Genomic DNA, 11162 nt, shown 5'->3' on the forward strand with positions numbered 1-11162 from the left:
AGGCGGAATTGTTTTATCAGGATGTTTTAGCTTTTCCCGCTGTCAAACAAAATAACTGCGTTGTTAGTATCGCCTACTTCGACAACAATCTCGACAAGGTCTCCAACTTCAGGGTGCAACCAAAATTTGAATTTTTGCGTCACCACAATATTCCTTTCGCCAAATTCCGTATTTTGTACTAGTAACGTAATCTCGAAGTCTCGTATACCATGGTCTCTACCGTTGGTATATTGGACGTCACTTTTCTCGACCTCCAAAACAGTAGCCGTTTCATTAATCGTGTTTTTTGTGATTACCGGCCGCTTCTTCAATCGTTTTTTGATTTCCAGATACGCAAAAACTACTGTCACCACGGCAACGGGGATTATTGCAACATCCATTTTAAGCCACCTTTTTCTTTAACGTTATCACTGTAATCTCCGGCCAGATACCTAACCTTCCCGAGAACGCCAAAAAGCCGAAACCCCTGTTTACGTATAGGTAGCGGTTTTTATGGTTGATGAGGCCGGCCCAATCCAGGTATTTGTATTTAATAGGGCTCCATTTGATGCCCGCCGTTTCTATACCGAATTGTGCGCCATGCGTATGGCCCGATAAGGTGAGGTGGATATCGGTAGGGTTGTAACGCACTTTTTCTTCCCAGTGGGTAGGATCGTGCGAGAGGAGTATCTTAAAGGCATCTTTATCAACGCCACGCAGGGCCTTGTCCAGGTCGCCCAGTTGGATGAAGCCCTTGCCCCAGTTTTCTACGCCGATGAGGCTTATCTTTTGCCCGCCTTTTTCTATCTCCACGTTTTCGTTAAGCAGCAAGCGATACCCCAGCTCGGCGTGGTGGCGTTTCAGCTTCTGCAGGTTGGCGGCTTTTTCTTCGGCACTATCCCAGGGGATATAGTCGCCATAATCGTGGTTGCCCAGTATAGAGAACTGTCCATAAGGGGCCTTTAGCTGGCCGAATCTATCGATATATTGTTCAATTTCCCAGGCGGCGTTGTTCACCAGGTCACCGGTAAACACAAACAGGTCAGATTTTTGGGCTTTGGCCAGATCTATCCCCCGTTGCATGGCGGTTACGTTATCGAAACTCCCGGAATGGATATCTGACAGCTGCGTTATAGTAAAACCATCGAAAGCCTCTGGGAGTTCATCATAATAAATAATAGTGCGGTGCACCTTATAATCGTACTTGCCACGTATCATGGCATAAAGGAACCCGCTAAAAGGTATGGCGGCCAATATCAAACCAAGCTGGACGATGAACTTGCGCCGTTCCGGGAAGAAGGGCTGGTCTTCCGGTTTATCATGCAGGATATTGTCGCCTATGCCATATAGGAAACGGCCCAGGTCGCACAAGGAAATAACGATGATAAAAACCAGCTTGGTAACAAAAAAGGTAAACAGCAGACTCAGCATCCACTCGTGGTAAGGTGTCATCCCCCGCGATGTACTGTAACTACCGAAGCCGGCCATAAAAACCACCGTTACGCCTATGGAGATAACCGCGTAGCCCCAAAGCACAATTAAGCGCCACGGGCGCGATTGCCAGTCGGCCGTAAGCGTGCGCAGGCCATTTATTACGTACCAGTCCATTAGCAGCGTAAGGGCTGCAATTATCAGGAACACATTTAAAAAACCGCCTTTATGCATAGTGTAGCTGGGTAAAGTTGCAAGGTAAACAAGCTAAGGTAATTAGGGTGTAAAAATTGAGCGGCTATTGCACTAAATAACTATTTTTAAAGCCTCAACTAAAATCTCTCTCAATGATCTCACGTACGTTCACCCTCTCTGTTTTATTACTCGCTTCCACCGCTGCCATCGCGCAGCAAACTAAAAAAGACACTTTGTTTTTTGAAGACTTTAACGCCAACGCCCTCAACCGTAGCAAATGGAATGCAGAAGTTACGGGCCATACCGTTAATGATGAGCAGCAGGCTTATATCGACTCGTCAGCCACGATATATATGATTAACGGCAAAGCCGAAGGCGCAACCAATGGTGCCTTGGTTTTAAAGGCCGTTTACAAATCCGGCCACACCAGCAAAGAGCAAAAGAAATACGATTTCGTATCGGGCAGGATAAATACACGCGATAAAATGATGTTTACCTACGGCACCTTTTCGGCAAGGATGAAGATGCCCGCAGGGGCCGGGCTTTGGCCCGCCTTTTGGCTGTTGGGCAAAGGTCACTGGCCCGATTGCGGCGAGATAGATATTATGGAAACCGTAGGCGACAGCAGCTGGACCAGCAACGCTCTGCACGGCCCCGGTTATTTTGGCAATACGCCGCTGGTGCATCGCAACCCCTTCCCAAAAGGCATAGATGTTACCCAATGGCATGTGTACACGGTTGATTGGACCGCAGAGGGCCTCACTTTTAAGGTAGACGGCAATGTAACCTATAACGTAACCAAAGCCATGGTAGAAAAGTATGGCCGCTGGGCGTTTGATACGCCGAAATTCATCATCCTCAATTTTGCACTGGGCGGCGGTTTTCCGCACTCGGTAAACAAAGCCGATAACCCTTATTTCGGTATAACACAATCAACGGTAGATAAAATAAGGGCCGGAGATGCCAGGGTAATAGTAGATTGGGTGCTGGTAACCAAATAAAATGAAAATGGCCCTGCGGTAATTACCACAGAGCCATTTTGCTTTATAGGGGAAAAGGTGTTAAGCCTTTTTATTAATAACGCCTAACTACAACGCGTTCGTAAGGGCGGTGATAGGCAACTGCCCTGCGGTACACGGGGCGCTCTACCACTACGGTGCGGCGATAATTACTGCGGTACACAGGGCGTTCTACCACTACAGTGCGGCGATAATTCCTGTGGTAAACGGGGCGTGTAGCTACCACCGTGCGGCGGTAATGTGTGCGGTATGCAGGCCTTTCTACTACAACGGTACGGGTATGTACCGGTGCGCCCACGCGGGCCCTTACTACTACTTGTGCTTTTGCGCCCTCAAAGGCGAATATGGCTACTATGGCTATGGCTAATACTCTAAGATATTTCATGATTGCTTTTTTTTAATTGTTGTTTAAACTGTTGGTTGCTTTTTAATTTTGATTAGTTACCGTGGTAACCGTTGTTATGGCCATAATTGTTATCATTATTGTGATAGCCGTTATGGTCGCGGTCGCGGTGCCTGTCGTTATGGTGCCTGTTATGGTAGCGGCCGTTATCTATTGCGCAGCCAGATAATGCGCCTACTCCTAAGAACAACAGGGCCAGCATTTTTATCATTTCCTTTTTCATGATTTCTATAATTTAGTGTCAATTACTGTTTCTTTATAAGTTAAACTAAGCCCGTAAAGCAAAGTTTAGTCTGCAAAAGCCGTATCACATAAACGTTACAAATGTGTTTTGGAGGTGGATAGATGCGGCGCGACTACACGTGTTTGTTACAAATAAAATTAGGAGATGGTATTACCTGCATGTATATTTATGGCATAAACTATTTTTTACCATGCCCTTATCTACCCAACTAATAGCCTTAAGGGCAAGCGCTTTTAAGGCGGTTGCCATTTGTGCCTTCTCATGCCTACCCTTTATGGTTAAAGCGCAAGCCACTTTTAATCATGCTGCGCTATGCAGTGCCAACCTTAAGGTGAGCAACAAGTTCTATACTACCGTACTACAGCTCAAAATTATCCCCAACCCTTTCCAGGATACCGTGCACACCTGGTACAGCATTGGCCCCAATCTGCAGATGCACATCATACAAGCCAATTGCCCCAAGGCCGATTATCCCCGCGGTGTGCATTTGTGCTTCAGCGTGCCATCTATCCCGGCTTTTATCGAACGCCTCAACGGCATGAACATCCCCTATAGCAACTGGAAAGGCGAAACCGGCAAAACCGAGCACCGTGTTGATGGCGTTAACCAGGTTTACATCAACGACCCGGACGGTTACCTCATAGAAATTAACGACGCTAAATAATTAACAGTAGTATCGATAAATATTTCCGGTGTGGCACAACCATACGGAATGGTTTTTGCGTATAATTAAGTATGAAGGGCTACGTTAACATCCCTAAGTCGGTTTATTGCAAGCGCTGCCGCGAGTGCGGTGCGCGCCCCATTATAGCGCATGTGGGTATAGAGGGGTATGTAGTAAAATGCCCCAACGATGATAGCCATTACCAAACCATCCCCGGCATTATCGATATCGAAGACTGGAACATCCACAACACCGAGCTTTACGAGACTGATTACGACCTTAGAGCAATGAGCGGGGACAGGTAAAATTGAAAATTCTCTTTTTGCAAAGGACTTCCTGCATTCCATCTGTTCCGCCAGTCCCGCTATCCGCTTTACGTTGTGCCGCTGCCATCGGGTTTAGTGAACTTAATTCTGTGCCCATCGCAAACAATTTAAAGTAATCTGCTATTGTCCACACAACCATCGATGAAATCATCTAAATCGATGAAAACAAATCGGTGTAATCATCAAATCGGTGTAATCGGTGAAAAAAGAAATAATATGAACAAGACAATCGGAATCGTACTCATCATTGTAGGCGCGGCCATGCTGATATGGACAGGCTTCACCTACACCAAGAAGGAAAAAATAGTAGATGCAGGTCCCATCCAAATATCGGCCGACAGGCAAAAAACCGTAAACTGGCCGCCATACCTTGGTGGTATTTTATTGGTTGGCGGTATTGTTATTGTAGCTACGGCCAAAAAACAGTAAGGCCTTTGTATATTAGCCTGCATGGAAGCAACCTTTTTTGCCACACAGGATGAATTCAGGCATTGGCTGGAGCATAACCATGCCGATAAAACCGAACTACTGGTAGGCTTTTATACTACCAAAAGCGGCAAGCCAAGCATCACCTGGCCGCAATCGGTAGACCAGGCGCTTTGCTTTGGCTGGATAGACGGCGTGCGCAAGAACATCAATGCCGATAGCTACAGCATCCGCTTTACCCCGCGCAAACCCAAAAGCATCTGGAGCGGCATCAACATCAAAAAAATAGCAGAACTTACAGAGAAAGGCCTGATGCAACCGGCAGGCCTTGCCGCCTATGCCCTGCGCGAGGAAAAGCGCTCGGCCATCTACAGTTTCGAGAAAGACGAATTGCCCTTCTCTGCCGCTTACGAAAAACAGTTCAAAGCCAACAAAGCTGCCTGGGCGTTCTTCCAGTCGCAGGCACCCTGGTATAAAAAACTATCGCAGCACAGGGTAATGAGCGCCAAGCAGGAAAAAACGCAATTGAGCAGGCTGGAAAATTTAATAAAAGCAAGCGAAGAGGGGAAGAGGATTGGCTAGTGCCCGATAGCCTTACAATAACTTACCCGTTTGCAAAGCTGATTGCAGGGTGTGCACGCGTAGTTTTGGCGTGTACCAGCGTTCGGCCAATTGCTTTACCCAGGGGCGTTTGTAGCCAAAAAGCATTTTTAGCATATTTACCTTGTTAGAGCCGGTAGGGTAACCATATTTGTACCAGGTAAAGCGGGAAGCGTCAATCTTAAAATGTTCGGCAAACTCATCAATAAAGAGGTCTATTTCAATGTCGAAGATATCCAGGTCCAAATCGATGCTGGTGTTGGGCGAAAGGTCGTTCAGGTCCACACGCTGCACTTTATACTTGCGACAGTAATCAATAATAAAATCTCTTAACTGTGGGTGTAGTTGATCCATGCTTGCGCCTTATACTATATGAGATGCATTTTTTGGCGAGAGGTTGCATGGGATTTTGAGATTTTGTAGAATTTCTGTGTTCCTATTAACCCCATCGTCATTGCGAGGCACGAAGCAATCTCTACGGAGGATAGGACGACATGCAAAGCCGCTCTGCTAAACGGGAGATTGCTTCGTTCCTCGCGCAATGACGCGGCGGAGAGCATAAGTCTGAAAGTGCTTTCTACACCTCTTTCTCCAGCTTATACATATCCAGCGGTTGCTTCAGTATGCCAAAATTCTCTGGAATATCCAGCGGCACTATCTCGCCGGTTTTGCGATAGCCGCGGCGTTCGTACCAGGCAATCAATTCTTCGCGGAGGGTGATAACTGTTATCATGATGGTATGGATGCCTGCTTCGCGGGCGTAGATTTCGGCCGCTTCGAGCAGCTTACGGCCTATGCCCTGCGCCTGTAAAAGCGGAGATACGCTGAGCGTGCCCAGGTATATCTTTTCGCCTTGTTTTTTGAGGTAAACGCAACCGGTTATGCTGCCGTCGGCTTCGGTATGTTTTAAAATGGCGGCATCCGCATCGGCAAATTGTTCTTCAAGATCGGCAGCGCCTATGCGCTGCCCACCAATCATACTCGCTTCGGTCGTCCAGCCTTTAAAAGAAGCATCGCCACGATAGGCAGAGTTGATCAGCGCAGTAAGTTCGGGTATATCGGCAACGGTAGCTTTAGTAATATTCATAAGCAGCAAAAATAACATTTGCATTAACTTTTAAACTTTCCAACCTTCAACCTTTTAACCTTATAGCGCCTTAAAATCCTCGCGCGGAGGCGCAAAAAGGTCTATTAGTTTGCAGTCGGTTATGGCAAGGCCGCCGTGCGGTACATTGGGCGGTATAATGGCGAACATGCCTTTCTCCATTACCTGAGGGATGCCGTTAACCGTTAGCTGGAAAGTACCCTCCAGCACGAATGCGCATTGCTCGTGGATATGTTGATGCGGCGGCACATCGCTGCCTGCATCCACCTCAATAAAATTGATGGTATTGGTGGCCGTGTGTATAATTTTGGAGTGATAGCCCGGGGCTATATCCTTGGTTTGTATGTCTGCGAAATATTTGAAGATAGAAGTATCCATAGTAATTTGTTTAAAGTTTTAAGAGTTGTCCGAACTCGAATTTGTCGAATTAGGAGAATTATACAGAATGCATAGTTCCTTAATTCGACAAATTCTATTAATTCCTTAAAACGGCGCAGCCCTCTTGAGTGCCATTGAAAAATAATTAACACGAAAAATTCGAGTTCAGACAAATGGTGGGGCTGCTGCCTACCCCACAATATACTTGCTCCCCGGCAAATACGATAACAGCTTTATGCCGATATACGTAGCGATAAAAGTACTCAGTGCCAGCACCGGTATTACCAGCCTGGGCTCGCCGTGCAGCCAGTTGTTTATGGGGCCGAAGAACTGGTTTAATACCAGTATATGCGCCAGGTACATGCCGTAAGTAAGCCCAGAAAATTTTGCGACCGCCAACTCTGTTTTGGCACTTTTGAAACTGATAGGCTGAACAACAGGAAAAGCCCGGTGGCCATCATGGCTACGTTGATGGTGGGGAAAGCCCAGGATAGTTCCAGTTCGGGCAGGGTTTTGGCGGTTGGCCATTGGTGCGCAAACACCTGGTGGGTGATGATATAGCCAGCAATAACCAGTACCAGTCCGATGCCGATGGTGGTCGGCTTGGATAGTCGCACATGTTCTTTAATATATTGCCCCAATACCAAATAGCCTATATAGCCCGAGAAATAATACACGCTGCTGAATTTGTTCCAGAACACCTCGCCCAGCACGTCGGGGTAAATGGTGCGGATGTAGGGCAAAAACAGGGTGAATACCCATATGGCCAAAAAGAATAATTTGAAGTTTTTGGATGCCGTTTGTGCCCAGGGCGATATGATGGGGATAAAAAGGTAAACGCCAATAAACATATACACAAACCACAAGTGCCCCGCGCTCCAGTTGATGTTCACCGGGATGTTGGCAATGTTGGCCCACATAGTACCCGCCTTATCTGTACCCATAAAATAGGGTACGATGCAATACATTACCGACCATATCAAAAACGGGAACAACAGCCGGGTAAACCTCTTCTTATAAAATACCGATGCTGATTCCTTTATCGGCAGCAGCAAATAGCCCGATATCATTACAAAGAGCGGCACACAGGCGCGCATCAGGCTGCCATAATGGTTTACCCAGGCATAGTGCGTGGAGATGATATCGCCTGTCGGGCCGATATAAAAGAACTCACCGCTGTGTACAATCAGCACCATAAGGCAGGCAAAAATGCGCAATACATTAAGGTAGGCCGTGGGGCTGGGTTTAAACGCGGTTGAGGGATTTGTGATACTCGTCATTTACGGGATAATTGGTGGGGTAATTTATATAATCTTACCGTAATTTAGTGCAGCTATTAAAACTTAGCCCCTGTTTACAGGTTTATCTTCTACAACCTATATGTGTTATGGCCTTTATTGATTATTATAAAATTTTAGGGGTGAATAAAACCGCGACCGATAAGGACATTAAAAATGCCTATCGAAAGCTGGCGCGCAAGCATCATCCCGACCTTAACCCCGATAACCCCGAATCCAATAAGCTCTTTCAGCAATTGAACGAGGCCAACGAGGTTTTAAGCGACCCCGAGAAGCGTAAGAAGTACGACAAATACGGCGAAAACTGGCAGAATGGCGAAGCTTATGAACAAGCGCGGCAAAATCAAAAGCGGCAAAGTAGCTACAGCGGCGGCTTTGGCGGCGGCGGTGCCCAGGATTTTGGCGGGACGGACTTCGGTAGCGGCGGTGATTTTTCGGAATTCTTCAACTCCATGTTTGGCGGCGGCCCTCCGGGGAGCGGTGCAGGCGGCGGCAGGCAGCAGCAACGCTATCGAGGGCAGGATTTAAACGCCACCTACCAAATGAACCTGCGCGATACCATGGAATCGAAAAAGCAGACGCTCACCGTTAACGGCAAAAATATCCGCCTTACCATCCCCGCAGGGATAGAGAACGGGCAAACGATTAAGATAGCAGGGCATGGCGCTGCTGGTACTAACGGCGCACCCGCAGGTGATTTGTACATCACCTTTACCATACCGGATGACCCGGAGTTTAAGCGCACAGGCAGCGATTTGCACAAAACCATAAATCTTGATTTGTACACTGCGGTTTTGGGCGGCGAAATTACGGCTGATACCCTCAGCGGCAAAGTGAAGCTGAAAGTTACCGCAGGCACGCAAAACGCAACCAAGGTAAAACTGAAAGGAAAAGGCGTGCCTGTTTATAAAAAGGACGGCCAGCATGGCGACCTGTATATTACCTATAATGTACAATTACCCACCAACCTGACCGAAAAACAGCGCGGATTGTTTGAAGAATTAGCCAAATCTTAAAAAAAAATCAAGCCAATGAAAACGTTGAATTTGATAACCGTACACGATTTTTGTATTTACCATAATGTAGAATACGCCTTTATAGATCAATTGCAGGAAGCGGGGCTGATAGAAATAACCGTGGTTGATGAAACCTCCTGTGTATCAATAGATGAGATACAAAAAATAGAACGCCTTGCACGCCTGCACACCCAGTTGGATATTAACGAGCCTGGCATTTTTGTGATAGATGAACTGCTGGATAAAGTAGAAAATATGCAACAGGAAATAGCCCTGTTGCGCAGCCGGTTGCGTCTTTACGAGGATTGACGGGAAAAAATTTGGCATAATTTTTTAAACCCTTGAAGCGTTAAACAGTCATACTTACAAAACGAACAAGAATTTATAACTAAAAATTATAGTCATGAAGTTTATTAAATTTTCGATAATAGCACTGGTATTAGCTTTTTCGGCACAGTTTGCAAAGGCCCAGGTAAGGGTAGGCGCAACCATACATATTGGTTACCAGCCCCGCAGGGTAGTTTATCCGGCCTATTATGAAGAACCTGCGCCGGTTTACTACGAACAGCCGGTTTACGTTAACCGCCCCGTTTACCGCAGAGTATATTACAGGCCGCAATACCGCCGTGTAGTTTACCGCGAACATTATTACGAAGGGCGTGGCCATGGCCGTGGACACGGTTGGGGTCGCGGTGGCAGGAGATGGTAATTTTTTAATCAGATAGATATATGGAGCCCCTCGGTTGAGGGGCTTTTTTTGTGGCGCTATTTTGAACCAACCGTCATGCCGAACTTGTTTCGGGAACCCACACGGCAAGTAACCAGCATGCAAGCAGCTCAGCAAAGTGGCGACTTTTATGATGGTGTGTTGAAATAAATTCAACATGACGTGATTTTTTATTTCTTCAAAAACCCCTTCAAGGCCTGTTGCGTAAATTCTGATAATACCAACTCCCCGCTTATAGCAGCACGTTCTAATAACAGTTCATCCCAATCCCCGGTACCTTCCCAAAGTATTTGTTTAAGGCCTACAAGCGCATCCGGGTGATAGGAAGCGAGTTTTTGGCTAAGGATATCCAGTGCTTCATCCAGTGTCGGGATATCGGCATATACCTCGTTATAAAGTCCTTTTTCCATGGCCCATTGCGCCGACTGGAAATCTGTTGCACGGATGGTGAGTTGGGAGAATGCAGGTAGGCCTATTTTGCGTGTTACGGCAGGAGAAATTACGAATGGGCCTATACCTATGGCCAGTTCGCTCAGTTTAATGGCCGCTGCTTCGGTTGCCAGGCAATAATCTGCTGCCGCCGCCAGCCCAACGCCGCCGCCAACCGCTTTGCCCTGCACCCGGGCAATGATAATTTTGGGTGATTTGCGGCAGGCATTTATCACCGTAGCAAATCCCGAAAAAAACGCCGCTCCCGCCTGCTTATCTTTTATCTGCAGTAACTCATCGAAGCTTGCACCGGCGCAGAAAGTGCGCTCGCCGCCGCTTTTGAGTACGATGATTTTTGTTTTTGGATCGGCACCCGCATTGTCAATTGTATCGGCCAATTGCTTAAGAAGGGCCGATGGCAGCGAGTTTTGCGCCGGGTGGTAAAAGGTGATGGTGGCAATGCCTTCATCGCTGATGTGCAGCAATATGTTGCCGTTATCGGTGTTGCTCATAATTGGTTATGTGGATGCAGGGGCAATATCAGCAAATTTAAGCTAAGCGGCAAAGGGTTGGTGGTCACAAGCCGACAACGGCAAAAAAAACCACCGTCATGCCGAACTTGTTTCGGTACCCCACACGGCAGGTAACCGGTATGTAAAGCGGCTCGGCAAAGTGGCCACTTTTATGATGGGGTCCTGAAACAAGTTCCATTAGACTTGCAAAGAAATTAATTAACAGATTGTTGTTGATAATTTTGGGATGTTAAGATGTGGAGAAGATAGCCGGTAGGAAATATTCATAAGTTCTAGCCTTCGAGGCTCTATTCTGATCTGATACCCTGGCTATCTTCTTTTATTAACCCAAGGCTCTATAGTAATTTAACCCCACGTTCGTAGCATGGAATTAGCCGGGTTAACCCCAC

Annotated in this window: 18 protein-coding genes; 8 read left to right on the plus strand and 10 right to left on the minus strand. The window is 46.9% G+C overall.

Translation table 11 applies throughout. The features are described from left to right. Window positions 1–26 precede the first annotated feature (26 nt). Both AC1DXC_RS15170 and AC1DXC_RS15175 read right to left on the minus strand, forming a co-directional pair. Window positions 27–380, minus strand: coding sequence for a hypothetical protein (locus tag AC1DXC_RS15170; RefSeq protein WP_477459999.1), 354 nt, complete (start codon window positions 378–380; stop codon window positions 27–29). A 1-nt stretch (window position 381) separates the two neighbouring features. Further along, window positions 382–1644, minus strand: coding sequence for a metallophosphoesterase (locus tag AC1DXC_RS15175; RefSeq protein WP_477460000.1), 1263 nt, complete (start codon window positions 1642–1644; stop codon window positions 382–384). 113 nt (window positions 1645–1757) lie between these two features. Between AC1DXC_RS15175 and AC1DXC_RS15180 the strand changes: the two genes are divergently transcribed. Beyond that, window positions 1758–2606, plus strand: a complete 849-nt coding sequence (locus AC1DXC_RS15180; protein WP_477460001.1) for a glycoside hydrolase family 16 protein — start codon at window positions 1758–1760, stop codon at window positions 2604–2606. Between the two features lie 73 nt (window positions 2607–2679). On the opposite strand, the gene AC1DXC_RS15185 is transcribed toward AC1DXC_RS15180, so the two are convergent. Continuing rightward, on the minus strand, window positions 2680–3009 hold the full coding sequence (locus AC1DXC_RS15185; protein ID WP_477460002.1) for a hypothetical protein: 330 nt from the start codon (window positions 3007–3009) through the stop codon (window positions 2680–2682). A 52-nt stretch (window positions 3010–3061) separates the two neighbouring features. After that, complete coding sequence (locus tag AC1DXC_RS15190; RefSeq protein ID WP_477460003.1) at window positions 3062–3250, minus strand: hypothetical protein; 189 nt, start codon at window positions 3248–3250, stop codon at window positions 3062–3064. 211 nt (window positions 3251–3461) lie between these two features. Here AC1DXC_RS15190 and AC1DXC_RS15195 point away from each other — a divergent pair, with 211 nt between their 5' ends. The 4 genes from AC1DXC_RS15195 (at window position 3462) to AC1DXC_RS15210 (ending at window position 5269) form a co-directional block, all read left to right on the plus strand. Beyond that, entirely contained in the window at window positions 3462–3935 is a 474-nt protein-coding gene (locus AC1DXC_RS15195; RefSeq protein ID WP_477460004.1) for a VOC family protein, read from the plus strand. A gap of 71 nt (window positions 3936–4006) precedes the next feature. Then, the gene (locus AC1DXC_RS15200; protein ID WP_477460005.1) at window positions 4007–4240 is read left to right on the plus strand and encodes a hypothetical protein; all 234 of its coding nucleotides are present in this window, start codon (window positions 4007–4009) and stop codon (window positions 4238–4240) included. 237 nt (window positions 4241–4477) lie between these two features. Continuing rightward, window positions 4478–4690: a hypothetical protein gene (locus AC1DXC_RS15205; RefSeq protein WP_477460006.1), complete on the plus strand. Its 213-nt coding sequence runs from the start codon at window positions 4478–4480 to the stop codon at window positions 4688–4690. A gap of 21 nt (window positions 4691–4711) precedes the next feature. Beyond that, window positions 4712–5269 carry a YdeI/OmpD-associated family protein gene (locus AC1DXC_RS15210; protein ID WP_477460007.1) on the plus strand — a complete coding sequence of 186 codons (558 nt, stop codon included), beginning with the start codon at window positions 4712–4714 and terminating at the stop codon, window positions 5267–5269. A 12-nt stretch (window positions 5270–5281) separates the two neighbouring features. Here AC1DXC_RS15210 and AC1DXC_RS15215 read toward each other — a convergent pair whose 3' ends face one another. From AC1DXC_RS15215 to AC1DXC_RS15235, 5 genes are all read right to left on the minus strand, one after another. Next, window positions 5282–5641, minus strand: a complete 360-nt coding sequence (locus AC1DXC_RS15215; protein WP_477460008.1) for a DUF1493 family protein — start codon at window positions 5639–5641, stop codon at window positions 5282–5284. A gap of 223 nt (window positions 5642–5864) precedes the next feature. Continuing rightward, window positions 5865–6374 (minus strand): GNAT family N-acetyltransferase, encoded by a 510-nt coding sequence (locus AC1DXC_RS15220; RefSeq protein ID WP_477460009.1) that lies wholly within the window; start codon window positions 6372–6374, stop codon window positions 5865–5867. 60 nt (window positions 6375–6434) lie between these two features. Further along, complete coding sequence (locus tag AC1DXC_RS15225) at window positions 6435–6770, minus strand: cupin domain-containing protein (protein ID WP_477460010.1); 336 nt, start codon at window positions 6768–6770, stop codon at window positions 6435–6437. 189 nt (window positions 6771–6959) lie between these two features. Continuing rightward, window positions 6960–7133 (minus strand): hypothetical protein, encoded by a 174-nt coding sequence (locus tag AC1DXC_RS15230; RefSeq protein WP_477460011.1) that lies wholly within the window; start codon window positions 7131–7133, stop codon window positions 6960–6962. Continuing rightward, a complete protein-coding gene (locus tag AC1DXC_RS15235; RefSeq protein ID WP_477460012.1) occupies window positions 7106–8050 on the minus strand; it encodes an acyltransferase in 945 nt (314 codons plus the stop codon). Before AC1DXC_RS15235 ends, AC1DXC_RS15230 begins: the two co-directional genes overlap by 28 nt. A gap of 107 nt (window positions 8051–8157) precedes the next feature. Here AC1DXC_RS15235 and AC1DXC_RS15240 point away from each other — a divergent pair, with 107 nt between their 5' ends. The 3 genes from AC1DXC_RS15240 to AC1DXC_RS15250 all read left to right on the plus strand — a co-directional run bounded on the left by AC1DXC_RS15240 (window position 8158) and on the right by AC1DXC_RS15250 (window position 9793). Then, window positions 8158–9084, plus strand: coding sequence for a DnaJ C-terminal domain-containing protein (locus AC1DXC_RS15240; RefSeq protein WP_477460013.1), 927 nt, complete (start codon window positions 8158–8160; stop codon window positions 9082–9084). Window positions 9085–9099: 15 nt separating this feature from the next. Beyond that, window positions 9100–9393, plus strand: coding sequence for a chaperone modulator CbpM (locus tag AC1DXC_RS15245; RefSeq protein WP_477460014.1), 294 nt, complete (start codon window positions 9100–9102; stop codon window positions 9391–9393). Between the two features lie 94 nt (window positions 9394–9487). Then, window positions 9488–9793, plus strand: a complete 306-nt coding sequence (locus AC1DXC_RS15250; RefSeq protein WP_477460015.1) for a hypothetical protein — start codon at window positions 9488–9490, stop codon at window positions 9791–9793. Between the two features lie 188 nt (window positions 9794–9981). On the opposite strand, the gene AC1DXC_RS15255 is transcribed toward AC1DXC_RS15250, so the two are convergent. Continuing rightward, on the minus strand, window positions 9982–10752 hold the full coding sequence (locus AC1DXC_RS15255; RefSeq protein WP_477460016.1) for an enoyl-CoA hydratase/isomerase family protein: 771 nt from the start codon (window positions 10750–10752) through the stop codon (window positions 9982–9984). Between the last annotated feature and the right edge of the window lie 410 nt (window positions 10753–11162).

It is taken from the genome of Mucilaginibacter sp. P2_D11, assembly GCF_056404435.1.